At 68.6% G+C, this 20,547-nt stretch carries 17 protein-coding genes; 10 read left to right on the forward strand and 7 right to left on the reverse strand.

Features of this window, described 5'->3' with window-relative positions:
• The first annotated feature begins 23 nt into the window (after positions 1 to 23).
• Positions 24 to 857: a siderophore-interacting protein gene (locus OH146_RS12540; protein WP_265161298.1), complete on the forward strand. Its 834-nt coding sequence runs from the start codon at positions 24 to 26 to the stop codon at positions 855 to 857.
• Between the two features lie 101 nt (positions 858 to 958).
• Complete coding sequence (locus OH146_RS12545) at positions 959 to 1,252, forward strand: glycine zipper domain-containing protein (RefSeq protein ID WP_265161300.1); 294 nt, start codon at positions 959 to 961, stop codon at positions 1,250 to 1,252.
• On the opposite strand, the gene OH146_RS12550 is transcribed toward OH146_RS12545, so the two are convergent.
• The gene (locus tag OH146_RS12550) at positions 1,249 to 2,874 is read right to left on the reverse strand and encodes an MDR family MFS transporter (RefSeq protein ID WP_265161302.1); all 1,626 of its coding nucleotides are present in this window, start codon (positions 2,872 to 2,874) and stop codon (positions 1,249 to 1,251) included. The genes OH146_RS12545 and OH146_RS12550 overlap by 4 nt on opposite strands.
• 61 nt (positions 2,875 to 2,935) lie before the next feature.
• Between OH146_RS12550 and OH146_RS12555 the strand changes: the two genes are divergently transcribed.
• Positions 2,936 to 4,393 (forward strand): MFS transporter, encoded by a 1,458-nt coding sequence (locus OH146_RS12555; RefSeq protein ID WP_265161304.1) that lies wholly within the window; start codon positions 2,936 to 2,938, stop codon positions 4,391 to 4,393.
• Here the strand turns inward: OH146_RS12555 and hisN are convergent.
• The 3 genes from hisN to aroA are packed head-to-tail and all read right to left on the reverse strand — an operon-like array spanning position 4,377 to position 7,664.
• Complete coding sequence (gene hisN, locus OH146_RS12560; protein WP_265161306.1) at positions 4,377 to 5,171, reverse strand: histidinol-phosphatase; 795 nt, start codon at positions 5,169 to 5,171, stop codon at positions 4,377 to 4,379. The genes OH146_RS12555 and hisN overlap by 17 nt on opposite strands.
• 50 nt (positions 5,172 to 5,221) lie before the next feature.
• Positions 5,222 to 6,244, reverse strand: a complete 1,023-nt coding sequence (gene rsgA, locus OH146_RS12565; RefSeq protein ID WP_265161308.1) for a ribosome small subunit-dependent GTPase A — start codon at positions 6,242 to 6,244, stop codon at positions 5,222 to 5,224.
• 16 nt (positions 6,245 to 6,260) lie between these two features.
• Positions 6,261 to 7,664 (reverse strand): 3-phosphoshikimate 1-carboxyvinyltransferase, encoded by a 1,404-nt coding sequence (aroA, locus tag OH146_RS12570; protein WP_265161309.1) that lies wholly within the window; start codon positions 7,662 to 7,664, stop codon positions 6,261 to 6,263.
• 130 nt (positions 7,665 to 7,794) lie between these two features.
• On the opposite strand from aroA, the gene OH146_RS12575 reads away from it, so the two are divergent.
• Positions 7,795 to 8,442, forward strand: a complete 648-nt coding sequence (locus tag OH146_RS12575; protein ID WP_265161310.1) for a sigma-70 family RNA polymerase sigma factor — start codon at positions 7,795 to 7,797, stop codon at positions 8,440 to 8,442.
• Entirely contained in the window at positions 8,439 to 8,681 is a 243-nt protein-coding gene (locus OH146_RS12580) for a zf-HC2 domain-containing protein (RefSeq protein ID WP_265161311.1), read from the forward strand. Before OH146_RS12575 ends, OH146_RS12580 begins: the two co-directional genes overlap by 4 nt.
• Before the next feature lie 109 nt (positions 8,682 to 8,790).
• On the opposite strand, the gene OH146_RS12585 is transcribed toward OH146_RS12580, so the two are convergent.
• On the reverse strand, positions 8,791 to 12,639 hold the full coding sequence (locus tag OH146_RS12585; RefSeq protein ID WP_265161312.1) for a multifunctional oxoglutarate decarboxylase/oxoglutarate dehydrogenase thiamine pyrophosphate-binding subunit/dihydrolipoyllysine-residue succinyltransferase subunit: 3,849 nt from the start codon (positions 12,637 to 12,639) through the stop codon (positions 8,791 to 8,793).
• Positions 12,640 to 12,773: 134 nt separating this feature from the next.
• Here OH146_RS12585 and guaB1 point away from each other — a divergent pair, with 134 nt between their 5' ends.
• The 3 genes from guaB1 (at position 12,774) to OH146_RS12600 (ending at position 16,663) form a co-directional block, all read left to right on the forward strand.
• Positions 12,774 to 14,213, forward strand: coding sequence for a GMP reductase (guaB1, locus tag OH146_RS12590; protein WP_265161313.1), 1,440 nt, complete (start codon positions 12,774 to 12,776; stop codon positions 14,211 to 14,213).
• Positions 14,214 to 14,309: 96 nt separating this feature from the next.
• Positions 14,310 to 15,626: a hemolysin family protein gene (locus tag OH146_RS12595; RefSeq protein ID WP_265161314.1), complete on the forward strand. Its 1,317-nt coding sequence runs from the start codon at positions 14,310 to 14,312 to the stop codon at positions 15,624 to 15,626.
• Complete coding sequence (locus OH146_RS12600; protein WP_265161315.1) at positions 15,623 to 16,663, forward strand: hemolysin family protein; 1,041 nt, start codon at positions 15,623 to 15,625, stop codon at positions 16,661 to 16,663. The genes OH146_RS12595 and OH146_RS12600 overlap by 4 nt, the downstream gene beginning before the upstream one ends.
• A gap of 13 nt (positions 16,664 to 16,676) precedes the next feature.
• Here the strand turns inward: OH146_RS12600 and OH146_RS12605 are convergent, their stop codons facing one another.
• On the reverse strand, positions 16,677 to 17,795 hold the full coding sequence (locus tag OH146_RS12605) for an NADH:flavin oxidoreductase/NADH oxidase (RefSeq protein WP_265161316.1): 1,119 nt from the start codon (positions 17,793 to 17,795) through the stop codon (positions 16,677 to 16,679).
• 22 nt (positions 17,796 to 17,817) lie between these two features.
• On the opposite strand from OH146_RS12605, the gene OH146_RS12610 reads away from it, so the two are divergent.
• Positions 17,818 to 18,645: an NAD(P)H-hydrate dehydratase gene (locus OH146_RS12610; RefSeq protein ID WP_265161317.1), complete on the forward strand. Its 828-nt coding sequence runs from the start codon at positions 17,818 to 17,820 to the stop codon at positions 18,643 to 18,645.
• On the forward strand, positions 18,642 to 19,850 hold the full coding sequence (locus OH146_RS12615; protein ID WP_265161318.1) for a glycosyltransferase 87 family protein: 1,209 nt from the start codon (positions 18,642 to 18,644) through the stop codon (positions 19,848 to 19,850). The genes OH146_RS12610 and OH146_RS12615 overlap by 4 nt, the downstream gene beginning before the upstream one ends.
• A gap of 15 nt (positions 19,851 to 19,865) precedes the next feature.
• Here the strand turns inward: OH146_RS12615 and OH146_RS12620 are convergent, their stop codons facing one another.
• On the reverse strand, positions 19,866 to 20,537 hold the full coding sequence (locus tag OH146_RS12620; RefSeq protein ID WP_265161319.1) for a response regulator transcription factor: 672 nt from the start codon (positions 20,535 to 20,537) through the stop codon (positions 19,866 to 19,868).
• Between the last annotated feature and the right edge of the window lie 10 nt (positions 20,538 to 20,547).

A 20,547-nucleotide genomic window follows, 5' to 3' on the forward strand; every position in this document is an offset into this window, starting at 1 on the left:
CTCACACGACGTCTGGAGACTCCTTGGCCCGCACCAATCTCGAGGCCATCCGGCAGAAGCCGGAGGTGTCGGAGCTGCTCACGCTCCATGTGCTCCGCCGGGAGCGCATCTCCCCGAACTTCTCGCGCGTGACCTTGGGTGGAGGCGACATCGCGAGGTTCACACCCATGGGGTTCGACCAGTGGTTCCGGCTCTTCATCCCCGTGGCGGAGGGTTCGCTGTCGCGCCTGCCGAACAAGCTCGACACGGTCTCCTACCTGCGCTATCTCTCGATCGCCAAGACGTCTCGGCCCGTCTTGCGCAACTACACCGTCCGCGGCTACCGGGAGCACGGGCCTTCCGGTCCTGAACTCGACGTCGATTTCGTCATCCACGGTTCTATCGCGGAAGGCACGGCGGGTCCTGCTGCGACCTGGGCTGACAGCTGCGAGCCCGGCGACGCCGTCGCGATCCTCGATGAGGGCATTGGTTTCGCCATCCCCGAGGGATGCGAGCGGGTCGTGCTGGTGGCGGACGAGACCGGGTTGCCGGCTGTCGCGGGCATCCTCGAGTCCCTCCCGCGCGACGCAATGGGCACCGCCATCATTGAGGTGCCGTCTCGGGCCGACGCGCAGCAGATCGACGCGCCGCTCGGCATCGACGTGCGCTGGGTCGTGCGCGACGGTGCCACTGCGAAGCCAGGCGTCGCGGCGTCCGTCGCCGCGACGGAACTTCCCCTTGACGGCGCCCCCTTCTACGCCTGGGTCGTGGGGGAGCAATCTCTGCCGACGGGGCTGCGCCGCCACTGGGTGGCCGCCGACGTGCCCAAGGGACACATCACCTTCTGCGGCTACTGGCGGGCGGGTCGCTCGCACTAGTTCCCAAGGCGGATGCGACGGCTCAAGCATCCGCTCGATCCCGGCTGAAATCGGCCTGCCGGGGGAGGCCCGGCGTTGGGGCGCCTACCTAACCTGAGGATATGAGCGAATCGAAGAACACGGGACGGGCCCCCGGCGGGATGATGGGTGCCGGCATTGCGACTGGCATCGGCATCGGCGCGGCCTTCGGCGTGGCGATGGACAACATGGGTGTGGGAATCGCGCTCGGTGTTGCGATCGGCATCGTGTTCGGTCTCGCCTTCACGGATGCCAAGCGCGACACACGGGAGAGCGACGGCGGCAACTCCACCGAGGATGACCGAGAGCCGCCCTCAGGCGGCTCGGGCGCGCCGGATGACGATGACGACGACAGGCCGGGCGCCCCCTCTGCCTAGCGCTCCTCGGTGCGCGCGGGAAGGCTGACCGAGCCTGTCGTGACGGGGTAGATCTCCTGCAGCGTGTCAGGCACCGTCGTCTCCGCAACATCGCGCTCGATCGTGGTCGCGAGCGGCTTTTCCGTCACGAACAGGAGAAGGATGGCCGCGATGACGGCGAGCGGCACGATGTAGAGGAAGAGCGGCGCAAGCGCCTCCGTGTAGGCCCAGATGATCTGGTCGTGCACGGTCCCGGGCAGGTTGTGCACGAGCTCGGGAGTGAGCGAGTTCATGCCGCTGCCCGGGCCCGCCTGCTGCGGCAGGCGCTCGGCAAGCTGCTCGGCGAGGCGCGTCGTGAAGAGGCTCCCGATGACGGCGCCGCCGAGTGAACCGCCGATCTGGCGGAAGTAGTTGTTGGCGGCCGTCGCCGTGCCCACCTCGCGCGCCGGGAAGGTGTTCTGCACGATGAGCACGAGAAGCTGCATGCTCGTGCCGAGCCCCACGCCCATGACCGCGAGGAAGCTGCACAGCATCCAGAGTGGCGTCTCGGGGGTGATCGTCCCGAGGAGGGCGAGGCCCGCAGCGAGCACGATGCTTCCCGTGATGGGCAGCCACTTGTAGCGACCCGTGCGGGTCACGATCTGACCGGCGCCGACCGAGGTCAGGAGCAGGGCGCCCATCATGGGCGTCATGAGCAGACCGGCCGCGGTCGCGCTCGCATCGAACGCCATCTGCAGATAGGTGGGCATGTACGCGAGCGTTCCCATCATGGCGACGCTCGTGAGCAGGGCCGCGATGGTCGTCAGGTTGAAGTTCTTCTCGCGGAAGAGGTGCAGCGGCATGACGGGCTCCGCCGTGACCCGCTCGACGAGGGCGAAGGCGACGGATGCCACGACCGCTGCCACGATGAGGCCGATGATGGTGGGCGAGCCCCACTCGAAGTCTTTGCCGCCCCACGAGGCGACGAGCACGATGCAGGTCGTCGCGACCGCGAGGAGTGCCATGCCCCAGGCGTCGATGCGCGGCTTGCTGCGCTCGCGGTGGGGGAGATGGAGGAGGAAGACCGCGGCGGCGAGGGCGACGAGCCCGACCGGAATGTTCATCCAGAAGGTCCAGCGCCATCCGGGGCCCTCTGTGAACCAGCCGCCGAGCAGCGGGCCGGCGACGGAGGAGACTGCGAAGACGGCCCCCATTGCCCCCATGTACTTGCCCCGCTCCCGTGCCGGGACGATGTCGGCGATGATCGCCTGAGAGAGGATCATGAGACCTCCGCCGCCGAGGCCCTGCACGACGCGCGCGGAGATGAGCATCGACATGTCGGCCGCTACGGCTCCTAGCACGGAGCCGGCCATGAAGAGCAGTATCGCGGCGATGAGGAGGCCCTTGCGGCCGATCAGGTCGCCGATCTTGCCGTAGATCGGCATGACGATCGTCGAGGCGAGCATGAACGCCGTCATGATCCACAGCATGTGGTCGACTCCGTTGAGCTCGCCGACCATGGTCGGCATGGCGGCGCTCAACACGGTCTGGCTGAGCGCGGAGAGCAGCATGGCGAGCATGAGCCCGACGAAGACGAGGGCGAGCCGCGGCGCGGGCGCGGAGGTGGGCGAGGAGGGAACCGAGGCCTCGGGAGAATTTTGCATCGTCTGCAATTATACAGTCCTGCAGGCAAAGTTTGCACTGCTGCACGAATAGACTGGCAGGATGCACTCTCGCCCCGCCGCAGCATCCGATCGCGTGCGGTGGCAGGCATTCGCGGCGTGCGTCGCGGTCGCCGCGCTGACCATCCTCGACCTCTCGAAAGTCAACGTCGGCCTCCCCTCAATCGAGTCGTCGCTCGGGGGAGGCCCCACCGAACTGCAGCTCATCGTTGCGGGCTACGCGCTCGCCTTCGGCCTCGCGCTCGTGCCCGCGGGGCGGCTCGGTGACATTCACTCCCGCAAGCTATTCTTCGCCATCGGCCTCAGCGCCTTCATCGCCGCGAGCATCATGTGCGCCATCGCGCCGAGTGTCACGATCCTCGTGGTGGGTCGCATGTTGCAGGGAGTCGCTGCGGGCATCCACATGCCACAGGTCATCGGCATCATCCAGCAGGTCTTCCAGGGGCGCGAGCGCGGCATGGCGTTCGGGCTCTTCGGCGCCATCATCGGTCTCTCGACCGCCTTCGGGCCCACGATCGGCGGCCTCCTCATCGCGATCGGGGGCGACACCGACGGCTGGCGGTTGCTCTTCTGGATGAACGTGCCCCTCGGCGCCCTCGCCCTCGCCTTCGCGCTGTGGCGGCTCCCCGGCCGGGGCAATGGCGAACGCGAGCACACCGAACTCGACATCGTGGGCATCCTGCTCCTCGGCGTCGCCGTCTTCAGCCTCATGTTGCCCTTCGTGCTGACGACGGGCGGGGCCGACGACGACCCGCAGCGCTGGTGGTGGCTCGTGCTGTTCGTCATCGCGGCCGCCGCCTTCGTCCTGTGGGAGCGCAGCTTCCAGGGCCGCGGCAAGGCCCCCGTCGTCAACTTCGGGCTCTTTCGCCTCGCCGCCTATCGCAACGGCGTGCTCATCGCGACCGCCTACTTCGCGGCGACGCCCGCAATGTTTCTCATCACGACGCTCTTCCTCCAGACCGGCCTCGGGCTCGAAGCCGTCTACGCGGGCATGGTGAGCATCCCCTTCGCCCTCGTCTCCGCCTACACCTCGTGGCTCGGGGGCAAGCTCGTGCTCGGCGTCGGCCGCAAGCTCGTGCTCTATGGTCTCGTGCTCGTCTTCATCGGCCTCGGCTCGGCCATCCCCGTGGCTCTCCTAGCCCCGCCCGAGCTGGTGCCCTGGCTCATCGCGGGCGTTCTCGCGATCGCCGGTGCGGGCGGCGGCTTCGTCATCTCGCCCAACCAGACGCTCACCCTCGCCGATGTGCCCGTCGTCCACGGCGGCGTCGCCGGGTCCGTCGCCCAGGTCGGGCAGCGGGTCGGCACGGCGGTCGGGGTCGCAGCGGCAAGCTCCGCATTCTTCGCCACGGTCTACCGTGAGGAGCCGACCGAGGGTGTGCTCACGGCCTTCACCGACGCCTATGCCTTCGGCATGCTCGTGGCGCTCGGCCTCGTGCTCGTGGCGATCGTGTTCGCCGTCATCGATGTGCGGCCGGGAAGCTCCTCTAGCGCCGCGCGATAAGCCCCAGCACCGCCTCGTGCAGCAGGCCGTTGGTGGCGAGGGCGGAGCCGTGCCAAGGACCGGCCTCGCCATCGGCAGAAGTGAAGACGCCGCCCGCTTCCTCGATGATCGGCACGAGGGCGGCCATGTCGTATGGCTGGAGGTCGAACTCTCCTGCGACATCGATGAGGCCCTCCGCGACCATCATGTACGACCACATGTCGCCGTAGGCGCGCGTGCGCCACACGGCGCGGGAGAGCGCCACCAACTGCTCGAGTCGGCCGTGCCAGTCCCACTGCTGGATGCTGTTGTAGCTGATCGAGGCATCCGAAAGCTCCGACACCTGCGACACCCGCATCCGTCGCCCCTCGGGGGACGCGGCATCCCGCACCCACGCCCCTGCGCCGGTGGAACCCCACCAGCGGTTGCCGAGGGCGGGCGCGCTCACGACGCCGAGCACGGGCACGCCGTCGATCGCGAGCCCGATGAGCGTCGCCCACACGGGAACGCCCCGCACGAAGTTGGAGGTGCCGTCGATCGGGTCGATGATCCACTGGCGCGAGCTCTCTCCCTCCGTCCCGAACTCCTCACCGAGAATCGAGTCGCCGGGGCGTTCGGCTGCGAGAAGGGAGCGGATGGCCTCCTCCGCCGCGCGGTCCGCATCGGACACGGGGGTCATGTCGGGCTTTGTCGTCACGACCAGGTCGGTCGAGCGGAAGCGGGCGCGGGAGACGGCATCCGCAGCATCCGCGAGCCGGTGTGCCAGTTCGAGGTCGTCAGCCAGGGTGGGGTCGCTCACCCCCTAACGCTACCGCCTTCGTCACAAAGGGCCGGATGCTGCGGGGCAGGTCAGCGGAGTGCCGCGATCATGCGCTGGAAGGAGTCGAGCCGCTGCCGCCCGTGCTCGCCGAGCTCGCCCGACGCGGCGCGTTCCACCAGCTCGCAGTCGGGGGAGTCCGGCAGATGCGTGCACCCGCGCGGGCACTCCTCGGCGATCTCTGCGAGGTCGGTGAAGGCCCGAAGCACATTGTCGATGTCGACGTGCCCAAGCCCGAAGGAACGCACCCCAGGAGTGTCGATGATCCAGCCGCCGCTGACCCGGTAGGACACCGTCGAGGAGGAGGTGTGGCGGCCGCGCCCCGTGACCTCGTTGACGTGCCCCGTCGCGCGGTTCGCCTCGGGCACGAGGGCGTTGACGAGGGTCGACTTGCCGACGCCCGAGTGGCCTACCGCGACCGTCGAGTGCCCCGCGAGGAGCCCCAGGATCTCCTCCGTGGGGGTCGCCCCCTTGCCGCTCGTCACGATCGTGAGCCCGAGGCCGGCGAACTCGGAGAGGAACTCCGCCGGGTCTGCGAGGTCGGTCTTCGTGATGCAGAGGATCGGCTCGATTCCCGCGTCGAAGGCGGCCACGAGGTAGCGGTGCACGAGGCGCGGTCTCGGCTCGGGATTGGTCACTGCGACGACGATCAGCATCTGGTCGGCGTTCGCGACAATGATGCGCTCCACCTCGTCGGAGTCGTCGGCACTGCGGCGCAGCACGGTTTCTCGTGGCTTGATGCGCACGATCCGGGCGAGTGTGCCCTCCTCGCCGGAGGTGTCGCCCACGACGTCGACGCGATCCCCCGTGACAATCGCCTGGCGCCGCAGCTCACGCGCCCGCGTCGCCGTCACAGGATGCTCGTCTGCCCCGTCCTCGTCGACGAGCACGGTGTAGCGCCCCCGATCGACGGTGACCACCCGCGCCTCGACGGCATCCTCGTGCTCGGGGCGGATCTTGGTGCGCGGCTTGTTGGCCTTCGGGTTCGGCCTGGTCTTCGCCTCGTAGTCGGCGTAGCGATCGTCCTCGTCGTCGAGATCGGTGAGCCAGCTCATCCGTGTCTCCCGGTCCCTACATCAGCCCGAGCGGGTCGACGGCGGGGCGGGTGCGGCCGAGGAGGGCGCCGGTCCAGAGCTCCGCGAACTGGGGAAGCGTCTTCGAGGTGACTGTGATGTCCTCCACCTCGACGCCCTCGACCGCGAGCCCGATGATGGCTCCCGCCGTCGCCATGCGGTGGTCCTCGTAGCAGTGCCAGAGCCCGCCGTGGAGGGGGCGGGGCTCGATCGCGAGGCCGTCCGCCAGCTCGGTGACGCTGCCACCGAGCGCGGTGATCTCGGCCGCGAGAGCGGCGAGACGGTCGGTCTCATGCCCCCGCAGATGACCGATGCCCGTGATGCGGCTGGGGCCCTCGGCGAGCGCCGCGAGGGCGACAATGGCGGGGGCGAGCTCGCCGCCTTCGCTCAGGTCGAGATCGACGCCGGGTAGCCGGATGCCGCCGATGACTCCCGCGCCGCCGTCGACCGTGAGGGCGCCCTCCGCAGAGGTGACGGAAGCACCGAACCGCGGCAGCAGCCGGGCCAGGTGGGCTCCGACCTGCGTCGTCGTGGCAGGCCATCCTTCGACCGTGACGGTGCCGCCGGCGACGAGGGCGGCCGCGAGGAAGGGTGCCGCATTGGAGAGGTCCGGTTCGATTGCGACATCCCGTGCCGCGATGCTGCCCGGCGCCACGATCCACTCACCCTCGGCGGGGGAGTCGACCCTCACGCCGCGTTGGCGCAGCGTCTCGATCGTCATCTCGATGTGCGGCATGCTCGGCAGATGCTCGCCGCGGTGCCTCAGGTGCAGGCCCCGCGAGAAGCGGGGTGCCGCGAGCAGGAGTCCCGAGACGAACTGGCTGGAGGCGGATGCGTCGATCTCCAGTTCGCCGCCTTCGACGCTTCCCGTGCCATAGAGGCTGAAGGGCAACGCGCCCCTGCCATCGTCGTTGACTTCGACCCCGAGCGTGCGCAGGGAATCGATCGTCGTGCGCATGGGGCGGCGTCGGGCCGATTCGTCGCCGTCGAACGCGACCGGCCCGAGCGCGAGGGCCGCGACGGGCGGGATGAATCGCATGACCGTGCCGGCGAGTCCGCAGTCGACGGATGCCCCGCCCTCGAGTTCACCCGGCGTGACCTGCAGGTCGGGGCCGAAGGGTCCCGGCTCGCCCTCGTCGATCTGCGCCCCCAGTGCGCGCAGCGCCTCGACCATGAGCGCGCTGTCGCGGGAGTGGAGGGGGCGGCGGAGCACGGAGGGACCGTCCGCGAGCGCGGAGAGGACGAGTTCGCGGTTCGTCAGGGACTTCGAACCGGGGATCGAGACGCGGGCCGCGAGCGGGCCCGTCGCGGTCGGCGCGATCCAGGGTCCGTCGTCGGGCTCGCCGAGGGACTCGCCCTGGTAGGGGTCGAAGTCCGGATTGGAATATTTCGAGATCAGCATCGTTGTCCAAGGGTATCGGCTGCCCGTCAGGAGCGGGCAGGGGTGCGAGCGCAAGGGAGGTCGTGTGACACAGACTCTGGAACGGGTACTCACATCCACCGATCTGTCGCGCGAACTAAGCTGGGCGGCGATGGCAACAGAGACCCCCGCGCACGACGACGACGCCCCTTCTGCCGAGGATGGCGGCGAGCGTTCTGCCGCCGAGCTTCGCGACCTCTTCGAGGAGCAGGCGATGCCCCTCATGGACCAGCTCTATGCAGCGGCCATGCGGATGACGCGTAACCCCGCGGATGCTTCGGACCTCGTGCAGGAGACCTTCGTCAAGGCCTTCGCGGCTTTCGCCCGCTTCGAGCAGGGCACCAACCTCAAGGCGTGGCTCTACCGCATCCTCACCAACACGTACATCAATACCTACCGCAAGCGGCAGCGTGAGCCTTTCCAGGGCACGATCGACGAGCTCGAGGACTGGCAGTTGGGCGGTGCGGAGTCGACGACCTCGACGTCGGCGCGGTCCGCCGAGGCGGAGGCGATCGATCACCTGCCCGACAGCGCCGTCAAGGATGCGCTTCAAGCGATTCCCGAGGACTTCCGCCTGGCCGTCTATCTGGCCGACGTGGAGGGTTTCGCCTATCAGGAGATCGCGGACATCATGAAGACCCCAGTCGGCACCGTCATGAGCCGACTGCACCGCGGCCGCCGCCTCTTGCGCGGCCTGCTCGCGGACTACGCACAGGGACGCGGCATCCAGCCCGCGCCGACTACCGGGAGCACGAAATGACCGACTGCGGTTGCGAGAAAGCGAAGGCAGAGCTCGAGGAGTATCTGCACAACGAGTTGCGGGCCGAAGACGCCCAGGACATCTGCGATCACATCGCGAACTGCCCCGACTGCGCAAATGAGGCACACGTGGGTCAGGTCCTGACACTCGCCGTGAAGCGTGCCTGCCGCGAGACGGCGCCCGAGGACCTCAGGGAGCAGGTGCTCGCGAAGCTGCGAGAGATCCAGGCCACCCACTAGCGCCTGACACACGCCCAGAGAGAGAAGGGGCGGGCATCCGATCGGATGCCAGCCCCTTCTCTATGCCGACGTCGCTAGAGCGGCGGCTCTCTTTAGCGCATCAACTTCCCTAGAGCGTCAGTGCCCGGTCAATGAGCTCGACCTGCTCCTGCGCGCTCCGCTTGGTCGACCCGGTCGCGGGCGACGCGGATGCGGGTCGGCAGGCGACCTTCATCTCCCGGTTCGGGAGGTTGCGCTTGAGCTCCATATAGATGAACGGCCAGGCGCCCTGGTTCTCCGGCTCCTCCTGCGCCCACATGAGCTCGGCGTTGGGGTACTGCGACAGCACCCCCGAGAGCTCACGGAGCGGCAGCGGGTAGTACTGCTCGACCCGCACGAGGGCGATGTCGTTGATCTCCCGCTTCTGCAGCTCGTTCTTGAGGTCGTAGTGCAGCTTGCCGGCGTGCAGGATGACCCGCTTCACCGCGCCCTTGTCGACGCTCGTGTCGTCGATGACGGGCTCGAAGCGGCCGCTCGTGAAGTCCGCGATCTCGCTCGTCGCGCCGCGAAGGCGCAGCATGGCCTTCGGGGTGAAGACCACGAGCGGTCGGCGCGGTCGGGCGTAGGCCTGACGGCGCAGCAGGTGGAAGTACGACGCGGGCGTCGAGGGCCGTGCCACCGTCATGTTGTTCTCGGCGCACAGCTGCAGGAAGCGCTCGATGCGGGCCGAGGAGTGGTCGGGTCCCTGTCCCTCGTAGCCGTGGGGGAGCAGCAGCACGACGCTGGAGCGCTGGCCCCACTTCTGCTCGGCGCTCGAGATGAACTCGTCGATGACCGTCTGGGCGCCGTTGGCGAAGTCGCCGAACTGTGCCTCCCAGGCCACGAGGGCGTCCGCCCGCTCGACCGAGTAGCCGTACTCGAAGCCCATGGCCGCGTACTCGCTCAGAAGCGAGTCGTAGATCCAGAAGCGGGCCTGGTTGTCGCTCAGGTTGAGGAGCGGCAGCCACTCCTGGCCGTTCTCACGGTCGTGGAGCACGGCGTGGCGCTGCACGAACGTGCCGCGGCGCGCATCCTGTCCCGCGAAGCGCACGGGCGTGCCCTCGAGCAGGAGTGACCCGAGCGCGATGAGCTCGCCGAAGCCCCAGTCGATCTGGCCGTTGCGGCTCATCTCGACCCGCTTCTTGAGCAGGGCGTCGAGCTTGGGGTGCACCGTGAAGCCGGCCGGCTTGTTGGCGTGGGCGTCGCCGATCGTCGTGATGACCGACTCGGCGACCGCGGTCGTCTCCGGCTCGCCCGCGCGGTCATCCTGCTGCGAGTCGGGACGCTCCAGGTCGTGCTCAGCGTGACCGTCCTGCGTCACGATCGGCGTGGAGTTCGTCTGTGCCGCGTGGGTCTCGGCGAATGCCCGCTCAAGCCGGTCCTGGAAGTCGGCCTGCGCGGCGGCGTACTCCTCCTCGGTGATGTCGCCGCGGCCCACGAGCGCCTCGCCGTAGAGCGTGCGGACGCTGCGCTTCGCCTCGATGAGGTTGTACATGAGCGGCTGCGTCATCGAGGGGTCGTCGCCCTCGTTGTGCCCGCGACGGCGGTAGCAGACGAGGTCGACGACGACGTCCTTGTGGAACTTCTGGCGGAACTCGAGAGCGAGCTGCGCGACGCGCACGACGGCCTCGGGGTCGTCGCCATTCACGTGGAAGATAGGCGCCTGGATCGTCTTCGCGACGTCGGTCGAGTAGACCGAGCTGCGGCCCTCGCCGGGGGGCGTCGTGAAGCCCACCTGGTTGTTGACGACCACGTGGATCGTGCCGCCCGTGCGGTAGCCGCGCAGCTGCGACATCTGCAGCACCTCGACCACGATGCCCTGACCGGCCATGGCGGCATCGCCGTGCACCATGATCGGCACGACCTGGAAGGTGCCGATGGGCTTGCGGTCCTGCTTGGCGCGGACGATGCCCTCGAGCACGCCGTCGACGGCCTCGAGGTGCGAGGGGTTCGCTGCGAGGTAGACGGGGATCTGCTCGCCGCCGAGCGCCGTGAAGGTGCCCTCCGTGCCCAGGTGGTACTTGACGTCACCGGAGCCCTGGACCGTGCGTGGGTCCTGAGTGCCCTCGAACTCGCGGAAGATCTGACCGTAGGTCTTGCCCGCGATGTTGGTGAGCACGTTGAGCCGGCCGCGGTGGGCCATGCCGATCGCGACCTCCTCGAGGCCCTCCTCGGCGGCTCCCTGCAGGATCGCGTCGAGGAGCGCGATGGTCGACTCGCCACCCTCGAGGCTGAAGCGCTTCTGGCCGACGTACTTCGTCTGCAGGAAGGTCTCGAATGCCTCGGCTTCGTTGAGCTTGGCGAGGATGCGCATCTGCTCGTCGTGCGTCGGCTTCTCGTAGGGCGCCTCGAGGCGCTCCTGCATCCACTTGCGCTCTTCGGGGTTCTGGATGTGCATGTACTCGACGCCGACCTTGCGCGAGTAGGCGTCGCGAAGGATCCCGAGGATGTCACGGAGCTTCGCGGTGCGCTTGCCTGCCAGGTTGCCCGTGACGAACTCGCGGTCGAGGTCCCAGAAGGTGAGTCCGTGGGTCTCGATCTCGAGGTCGGGGTGCGAGCGCTGCACGTACTCGAGGGGGTCGACATCGGCCATGAGGTGGCCGCGGACGCGGAAGGAGTTGATGAGCTCCTGCACGCGGGCGGTCTTGTCGATCGAGGAGGCGAGATCGACGTGGATGTCGGGCGCCCAACGGATGGGCGAGTAGGGGATGCGCAGGTCGGCGAAGATCTCCTCGTAGAAGTTGTGCTTGCCGATCAGGCGCTCGTGGATGAGCTTGAGGAACTCGCCCGAGCCCGCACCCTGGATGACCCGGTGGTCGTAGGTCGAGGTGAGGGTGATGGTTTTGCCGATGCCGAGGTTGGCGAGGGCTTCGGGCGAGGTGCCCTGGAACTCGGCCGGGTACTCGAGAGCGCCGGCTCCGATGATGCAGCCGGCTCCCTTCATGAGGCGCGGCACCGAGTGCACCGTGCCGATGCCGCCCGGGTTGGTGAGCGAGATCGTGTTGTTCTGGTAGTCGGCCATCGTGAGCTTGTTGTCACGACCCCGCTTGACGACATCCTCGTAGGCGGCGAGGAACTGCCCGAAGCTCATCGTCTCGGTGCGCTTGATGCCGGGCACGACGAGACTGCGCGAACCGTCGGGCTTGGGCAGGTCGATCGCGATACCGAGGTTGATGTGAGCCGGCGCGACGATAGCGGGCTTGCCGTCGATCTCGTCGTAGTAGACGTTCTGGCTGGGGAAGTCGCGGAGCGACTTGACCATCGCCCATGCGATGAGGTGCGTGAAGGAGACCTTGCCGCCGCGCGCCCGCTTGAGGTGGTTGTTGATGACGATGCGGTTGTCGATCATGAGCTTCGCGGGGATCGTGCGCACGCTCGTCGCGGTCGGCACCGTGAGGCTCTGGTCCATGTTGGTCGCAAGCGACTTCGCCATGCCCTTGAGAGTGGTCACGACATCCTGGGGCTCGCTCGGCTCTTCAGCCGCGGCGGGAGCGGCAGGCGCCTCGGCGGGAATCGGCTGCGGCTTCGCCTGAATGGAGGTGGTGCGCGCGATCGGCTGGCTGCCCGTCGTTGTGGCCGGCTCGCCCGTCGCCTGCGCCTTGGACGTCTCGCCCGTCACCTCGGTGGGGATCTGCGGCTGCTGGTCTTCGGCAGGACCGCTCGAGTCGCTCGGCGCCGAGTCTGCAGGAGAGGAGCCCTGAGTGCCCGACGAGGAGGCAGGGTTCGTGTGTGAGGCGGTGCCTGTCGCAGACGCAGGCTCGGGGTTCGAGACCGCGCCCTTCGTCTGGTGGTAGTTCTCGAGGATGGGCCACCAGGACCTGTCCACCGAATTCCTGTCGACCTTGAACTGCTCATACATTTCGTCGACGAGCCATTCATTGGCTCCGAATTCGCCTGAAGACCCCTCTTCAGGTGCGATGCCGGTCACTTGGCTAGACACAGCCGCCCACTCTCCGTTGTCACTGGTTGTTGTTCGGCGCGGAACTGTGCGCCGATGGCCACATACAAGGGTCAAGCTTAATCGCATTGGCTGAGCGCTGCCGCCGAGACGAGGGGAGGGCTACCCTTAAAAACATGAAGTTTTACGAGACGTCACCGCGTCACGACCTGACCTATTCCGACGTGTTCCTGGTGCCGAGTCGGTCGGGGGTCGGCAGCCGGCTCGATGTCTCCCTCGTGCCCACCGACGGCACGGGCGCCACGCTTCCTATCGTCTCGGCCAACATGAACTCGGTCACCGGCCCGCGGCTCGCCGCGACCCTCGCGCGCCGGGGTGGGCTCGGGGTGCTTCCCCAGGACCTGCCGCTTCAGGAGCTCGACTCCGCGATCCGCTGGGTCAAGGACCAGGCTCCCGGCTACGACACCCCGCTCGAGCTCTCCGTTGACGACTCCGTGGAGCACGCCCTCACGCTGGTACCGCCCGTCGCCGGTCACGGAATCGTCGTCCGCGACCAGGCGGGCGACTACATCGGATGTCTCCCCGCGACGCGTCTTGCCACGGCCCTGCCCGACGCACGCCTCGGCGATCTCATCCACGGCGAGCTCGCCTCGATCGACGTCGATGACGTGGACCGGCCGCGGGCGGCGTTTGACCTCATGGTTGCAGCCGATCTCGACTTCGCGCCCGTCATGCACCACGGCCAGGTTGTCGGCACGCTCAGCCGGCGCAGTGCGCTCCGCGGCACCCTCTACGACCCCGCGGTGGACGCATCGGGGCGTCTCCGCGTGGCGGCCGCCGTCGGCATCAACGGCGACGTGGCAGCGAAGGCGCGGGCGCTCGTGGATGCGGGCGTCGACGTGCTCGTGCTCGACACCGCGCACGGCCACCAGGAGGGCATGATCGCGGCTGTCGAGCGCGTGGCGGCCCTCGACCTCGGCGTGCCCCTCGTCGCCGGCAATGTCGTGACGGCGCAGGCCGTGCGCGACCTCGTCTCGGCCGGTGCCAACATCCTCAAGGTCGGGGTGGGCCCCGGCGCCATGTGCACGACGCGCATGATGACGGCGGTGGGGCGCCCCCAGTTCTCGGCTGTCCTCGAGACGGCGGATGTCGCGGCGGAGCTCGGCGCGCACGTGTGGGCCGATGGCGGGGTGCGGTACCCGCGCGACGTCGCGCTCGCGCTGGCGGCGGGTGCGGCATCCGTCATGATCGGCTCCTGGTTCGCGGGCACGATCGAGGCGCCGGGTCGTCTGCAGGCGGATGCCGACGGCCGGCTCTACAAGGAGAGCTGGGGGATGGCATCGACGAAGGCGGTGCACGCCCGCTTCGGCAGGCTCGACCCCTACGAGCTCGCACGGCGTGAGCTCTTCGCCGAGGGCATCTCGAGCTCGAGTATCTACCTCGACCCGCTGCGGCCCTCGCTCGAGGACCTTCTCGACATGATCACCTCGGGGGTGCGCAGCTCCTTCACCTATGCGGGGGCGCGCACGCTCGCCGAGTTCCATGAGCGGGCGCTCGTCGGCGTCCAGTCGGCGGCCGGCTACGAGGAGGGCAAGGCGCTGCCCGTCAGCTGGTAGCGGATCCTCGGGGCATTCCCCGGGACGGGCTGTGCGCCGTCGGCTATAGTGGGCCCAAATGGACGACCCCCCCTCTAGTTGCCCTGCCGGTGAGCGATGCACGAGCTGATCCTGCTCGCCATCGGCATTGTCCTCACGGTCGGCACCGGCCTCTTCGTGGCGTCGGAGTTCGCCCTCGTCAACCTCGACCGGCAAGAGCTCGAAGCCCGGCAGGCGAGGGGTGAACCCCGCCTGACCATGACGATCGCGGCGCTTCGGCGCACCTCCACGCATCTCTCGAGCGCCCAGCTGGGCATCACTCTCACGACGCTGCTCACGGGCTACACGCTCGAGCCTGCGTTCAGCGCGTTCCTCGCCGAACCGCTGTCGGTGTTCGGGCTGCCGGAGCCTGTGCAACGGGGCGTGGCCGCCGTGATCGCGGTGACGATCGCGACGCTGCTGTCGATGATCATCGGCGAGCTCGTGCCCAAGAACTTCGCCCTCGCGCTGCCGCTCGGCACCGCGAAGATCGTTGTTCCGTTCCAGCTGGCCTTCACCTGGGTGTTCCGACCGGCTGTCGCGCTGCTCAACAACTCCGCCAACGTCATCCTGAGGGGCATGGGTATCGAGCCCAAGGAGGAGCTCTCATCGGCACGAACGGCCGAGGAGCTCACCTCCCTGCTACGCCGCTCGGCCATGGAGGGCACGCTTGAGCTCGACACCGCGACCCTTCTCGCGCGAACCCTCTCCTTCAATGAGCATGCGGCGGGGGATGTCATGACACCCCGCCCTCGCGTCTCCAGCGTCGAACGCACCGACTCGGCCCAGGTCGTGATCGATCTCGCGAAGCGCACGGGCTACTCTCGCTTTCCCGTCGTGGATGAAGGCATCGACGACGTCGTGGGCCTCGTGCACGTCAAGCAGGCCGTCGCAGTGCCGCGTGAGAAGCGCGCCGACGTGCCCGTCTCGGCACTGCAGAGCGAGACTCTTCGCGTGCCGGAGACGATGCGGCTCGACTCACTTCTCGGTGAGCTTCGCCAGCGCGGCTACCAAATGGCCGTCGTGCTCGACGAGTATGGCGGCACGGCAGGTGTCGTCACGCTCGAGGATCTCGTGGAGGAGCTCGTCGGTGAGGTCGCCGACGAGCATGACCGCACCCGCGCTGGCGTCGTTCGCTCCCGCAACTGGCTCACGTTCCCGGGAATGCTCCGCCCCGACGAGCTCCTGGAGAGGGCGGATGTCGCAGTGCCCGAGGACGGCCCGTACGAGACCGTCGCGGGGTTCATCATGAGTGAGCTGGGTCGCCTCGCGAAGGTCGGCGACACGGTCGAGGTCGAGGCCGGCGAGTTCCGCGTCGAGCGGATGGACGGCCGCCGAATCGACCGCGTCCGCTTCACACCCAGGCCCGAGACATCCGTGGAGGACGAGCGATGAGCGACGTCTGGGGAATCGTCTGGCTCGTGGTGCTGCTCGCCGCGAACGCCTTCTTCGTCGGTGCCGAGTTCGCGGTCATCTCGGCTCGACGCTCGCAGATCGAACCGAGGGCCGAGGCCGGCTCGCGCGCGGCCAAGACGACGCTGTGGGCGATGGAGCACGCGACCCTCATGCTTGCGACCAGCCAGCTCGGGATCACGGTGTGCTCGCTGCTCATCCTGAACGTGTCCGAGCCCGCCATCCACCACCTGCTCGAGGTCCCGCTCGAGCTGACAGGATGGTCCGCCGACGTCATCAGTACCGTCGCGTTCATCATCGCGCTCGTGCTGGTGTCATTCCTCCACGTCGTACTGGGCGAGATGGTGCCGAAGAACCTGTCCTTCTCGCTGCCCGACCGGATGGCACTCATCCTTGCCCCGCCGCTCGTCTGGGTCTCGCGTGTCTTCAAATACGTGATCTGGTCGCTCAACGCGATCGCGAACGGCGTACTGCGACTCGTCGGTGTCGAGCCCAAGAGCGAGGCGACGAGCTCTTTCACCTTCGACGAGGTGGCCAACATCGTCGCGCACTCGACGCGCGAGGGCGTGCTCACCGACACGACGGGTGCCCTGTCCAACGCCTTCGAGTTCACCTCCAAGAAGGCGCGCGACATCGCGGTGAGCCTCGACTCGCTCATCGCAGTGTCGGAGGCCGCGACCCCCGCGGAGGTGGAGCGGGCCGTCGCACAGCACGGCTTCTCGCGCTACGTGCTCGTCGATGAGGAGGGGGAGCCGAGCGGCTACCTGCACCTCAAGGACGTCATCGACCTGGACGACGACGGTGAGTTCACGGAGCCTGTGCCGCCCAAGCGCATCCGGCATCTCATCTCGATCTTCGAGGACACCGACCTCGAGGATGCCCTCGCGACCATGCGCCGCTCGGGCGTGCACATCGCGAGGGTTTTCGACACGGAGGGTGCCACCAAGGGCGTGCTCTTCCTCGAGGACATCATCGAGGAGCTCGTGGGCGAAGTGCAGGACGCCACTCGACGCCTCTGAGTCTGTCGTCAGCTCACCAGCGGTCGAGCGGGGCGAGCGAGCGCGCGTAGGCGGGCGGCCAGGCATCCGTCTCGACGCCCAGCTCCAGCGCGGCCAGTCGCGGGTAGTGCGGGTCGCGCATGAGCTTGCGCCCCATCATGACGGCGTCGGCTCGGCCCTGCTCGATGATCTGGTTCGCCTGCTGTGCCGTCGTGATGAGGCCGACGGCACTCACAGGTGCACCGGTCGCGCTGCGGAGTCCCTCCGCGAAGCCCACCTGGTACCCCGGCTCGGCAGGGATGCTGGCGTGCGGCAGGTTGCCGCCGCTCGACACGTCGAAGAGGTCGACGCCCAGATCGACGAGCCAGCGCCCGACCGTCTCCATCTGCTCGGGGTCCCAGGACGGGCCCTGCTCAGGGCTCGCCCAGTCCGTTGCGGAGAAGCGCACAAAGAGGGGCAGGGCCTCGCCGATCGCGCCGCGCACCGCCTCGACGACGCGGAGCAGCAGCGCTGCACGTCCCTCGAGGTCGCCACCCCAGGCATCCGTGCGGCTGTTGCTGAGGGGCGAGAGGAACTCGTGCAGCAGGTAGCCGTGCGCCGCATGCACCTCGATGACATCGAAACCGGCATCGACGGCGCGACGGGCGGATGCCGCGAAACCGTCGATCACGCGATGGATGCCCTCCTCATCGAGCTCGACGGGCGAGGCGTAGTCGCCGAAGGCGAGGGGGGAGGGCGCGACGGTCTGCCAGCCGCCCGCGTCCTGCGGCCGGGTGATGCCGCCGCGGGGGCCCCACTCGCGGAACATGGAGCCCTTGCGCCCGGAGTGCGCAAGCTGGATGCCCGCGACGGCACCCTGGGAGTGGACGAATTCGACGATGCGAGCCCACGCCGACTGCTGCTCATCGGAATACAGGCCCGTGTCCTCGGCGGAGATTCGCCCCTCGGGGAGGACGGCGGTCGCCTCCGTCATGACGAGGCCGGCACCGCCGCGGGCGAGAGCACCAAGGTGCACGACGTGCCAGTCGGTGGGCACCCCGTCCTCCCGGTCGACAGAGTACTGGCACATGGGGGCGACCCAGAGCCGGTTGCGGAACTCGACCGTGCGCAGCTTCAGGGGGGTGAACAGGGGTGCCGTGGGGGTGACGCTCATTCCCCCAAACTATCGTGGAGTCATGAACGCTCCCGACGAGTGGACGCCCGAGCGTGCCGCGCGCATGATCGCCCGTCCCTCCGCCGAGTCCGACAAGTATTCGCGCGGCGTGCTCGGCATCGTGACCGGCTCCGACGAGTACCCCGGCGCAGCCGTGCTCGGCGTCTCGGCGGCGCTTGCGACGGGTGTCGGCATGGTGCGCTATCTCGGCCCGGAGCGGCCCGCCGGGCTCGTGCTCGCCGCGTGCCCGGAGGTGGTGACGGCGGCGGGACGGGTTCAGGCGTGGCTCGCCGGTTCCGGCATGAGCTCCGCGTCGTCCTCCTCCTCCACTTCCTCCTCGGCAGTCGAGCATCTCGTCGGCGACGGCCTCCCGGTCGTGCTCGACGCGGGTGCGCTTGATCTCGTTCACGACGTACGCAGCCGCGCCGTGTTGACCCCGCATCATCGCGAGTTCGCCCGCCTGCGCGATCTCGATCCCGCCGAGGTCACCGCCGATCCGGCACGCTGTGCGAGGGAGGGCGCAGCATCCCTCGGGGCCGTCGTGCTGCTCAAGGGGCACCGCACGCTCGTGGCAGCTCCCGACGGCCACCTGATCGAATGCCCGCCCGCGAGTCCGTGGCTCGCGACGGCGGGCACGGGAGATGTGCTCGCGGGCATCCTCGGGGCACTTCTCGCGACGCACTCGGAGGCGCTCGAGGCCGATGAGGGCGGACGGATGCTCGCGCAGCTTGCTGCGACGGCATCCGTCGTCCACGCCCTCGCCGCTGAGCGCGCATCGGCGGGCGGGCCCATGACGACGCGAGCCCTCATCGAGGCCATCCCGGCGACGATCGCCGGCCTGCTCGCGTGAGCCGCCGGGGCTCCGCGCGCACCTGGCTCTGGTGCGCCTTCCTCGCGGCGAATCTCTGGGTCGCGTGGCTTGCCTACACAGGCCCGGGCTACCCGCTTGGCGACGTCTACCTCTACCGCTGGTGGGTCGAGCTCGGGCTTGAGGGCGGACCGTGGGTCGGCATCGACACCTCGTGGGTCTACCCCGTGCTCGCCCTCGCGCCAATGGTGCTTCCGGCGGTCGGTGGCGAGCTCTACCCGCTCGCCTGGCTCGTGCTCGTGGGCATCCTCAACGTCCTCGCATTGCTCACCCTCGTGGGAGTGCGGGGTCGTCCGCGTTCGCTCGCGGCCGGCTGGTGGTGGACGGCGTTCCTCATCGCCCTCGGACCGATCGCGGTGGGGCGCATCGACTCCGTGACGGTTCCCCTCGCCATCATCGGCCTCGTTTTCCTCGCGCAGCGCCCCTTCGTGGCGGGAGCGCTCCTCGCCGGGGCCACGTGGATGAAGGTATGGCCTGCGGCCCTCATCGCAGCGGTCCTCGTGGTGGCCCGGTCCCGGTGGAGCGTGCTCTTGGGTGTCGTCACGACGACGGCCTTCGTCATGACGGCCAGCGTGTTGCTGGGCGGAGCCGCCGCCCTCTTCAGCTTCGTCTCAACGCAGTCCGACCGCGGACTCCAGATCGAGGCGCCCGCGAGTGCGCCGTGGCTGTGGCGGGCGGCAGCGGGGGACACCGCTTCCGGCCTGTACTACGACGACAGCATCCTGACCTATCAGGTGTTCGGCCCCGGCGTCGACCTGCTCGCGCGGATCATGACACCCCTGTTGGCCGCCGCCGCGGTCGCGCTCGTCACGATCGCGGTCTGGCTCCAGGGTCGGGGCGTGCGGTCGGAGGCCCTGCTGCCGCCCTTCGCTCTCGCGCTCGTCACGACCCTCATCGCGGTCAACAAGGTCGGTTCGCCGCAGTTCGTCACCTGGCTCGCCACCGTCGTCGTGTTCGGGATCGTCGCCTCCCGCTCGGGAGGGCCGTCCTTCCGGGGGCCTGCCGTGCTCACGCTCGTGATCGCGCTACTCACGCAGCTCGTCTACCCCGTGCTGTACGGCTACCTGCTCTCGCTCGAGCCCGTCATGCTCGTGATCCTGACGCTGCGCAACGCTCTCTACTTCGTGCTGCTGGGCTGGTCAGTGCGGGCGATGCTCCGCGCTCCCCGCGGACGCAGACGCGCGTAGTAGCGCCATCGAGCGTCAGAACTCGCGCGGGCCGTCACTGCGCAGCAGGATGCCGTCGGCGATCGCGCGCTTGCGGAGCGCGACCTTCGTGCCCACGTCGATGCCCGCGATGCGGTACTTCTCACGGATGCGCTTGAGGTAGGACTTGGCGGTCTCCTCCGAGATGCCGAGCTGGTAGGCGACCGCCTTGACGGGCTCGCCACCGCCGTAGAGGGCCATGACGCGGCGCTCCTGAGCGCTCAGCTTCGGGGCGCCGCCGACCTCGGTCTGGTTGATCGCGAGATCGAGCTCAGCCGAGATGAAGGACTCATCGTTGGAGGCGGCGCGGATCGCCTCGACGATCATGGAGGCATCTTCCGTCTTGACGAGATAGCCGAGGGCGCCAGCGGCGAGAGCCTCACGCACGACGTTGGGCTCCGAGTACGTGCTCATGAGCACGGTCTTGACGCCCGTCGTCTTGAGCGTCGAGATCTTGAGCGAGATCGGCAGGTTGTCCTTGAGGTCGAGGTCGAGCAGGACGACATCGACGGGAAACTGGGGATGCGTGAGAAGCTCGGGCCAACTCGACACCGCCGCGACGAGATTGATGTCGGGAGCGGCGGACCTGATCCACTCCGTCAATGCCCCGAGGAGCATCTTGTGATCGTCGACGATCGCGAGATTGAGCGGCTCTGAAGCACTGGACACTTGCATCCCC

Origin of the sequence: Homoserinimonas sedimenticola (genome assembly GCF_026094475.1) — a bacterium.
Lineage (GTDB): Bacteria > Actinomycetota > Actinomycetes > Actinomycetales > Microbacteriaceae > Homoserinimonas > Homoserinimonas sedimenticola.

Excerpts from the sequence above, each read along its gene's own strand:
- OH146_RS12545 (WP_265161300.1), top strand. The coding sequence starts at position 959 with ATGAGCGAATCGAAGAACACGGGACGGGCCCCCGGCGGGATGATGGGT.
- OH146_RS12550 (WP_265161302.1), bottom strand. The coding sequence starts at position 2,874 with ATGCAAAATTCTCCCGAGGCCTCGGTTCCCTCCTCGCCCACCTCCGCG.
- OH146_RS12555 (WP_265161304.1), top strand. The coding sequence starts at position 2,936 with ATGCACTCTCGCCCCGCCGCAGCATCCGATCGCGTGCGGTGGCAGGCA.
- rsgA (WP_265161308.1), bottom strand. The coding sequence starts at position 6,244 with ATGAGCTGGCTCACCGATCTCGACGACGAGGACGATCGCTACGCCGAC.
- aroA (WP_265161309.1), bottom strand. The coding sequence starts at position 7,664 with ATGCTGATCTCGAAATATTCCAATCCGGACTTCGACCCCTACCAGGGC.
- OH146_RS12575 (WP_265161310.1), top strand. The coding sequence starts at position 7,795 with ATGGCAACAGAGACCCCCGCGCACGACGACGACGCCCCTTCTGCCGAG.
- OH146_RS12580 (WP_265161311.1), top strand. The coding sequence starts at position 8,439 with ATGACCGACTGCGGTTGCGAGAAAGCGAAGGCAGAGCTCGAGGAGTAT.
- guaB1 (WP_265161313.1), top strand. The coding sequence starts at position 12,774 with ATGAAGTTTTACGAGACGTCACCGCGTCACGACCTGACCTATTCCGAC.
- OH146_RS12595 (WP_265161314.1), top strand. The coding sequence starts at position 14,310 with ATGCACGAGCTGATCCTGCTCGCCATCGGCATTGTCCTCACGGTCGGC.
- OH146_RS12600 (WP_265161315.1), top strand. The coding sequence starts at position 15,623 with ATGAGCGACGTCTGGGGAATCGTCTGGCTCGTGGTGCTGCTCGCCGCG.
- OH146_RS12605 (WP_265161316.1), bottom strand. The coding sequence starts at position 17,795 with ATGAGCGTCACCCCCACGGCACCCCTGTTCACCCCCCTGAAGCTGCGC.
- OH146_RS12610 (WP_265161317.1), top strand. The coding sequence starts at position 17,818 with ATGAACGCTCCCGACGAGTGGACGCCCGAGCGTGCCGCGCGCATGATC.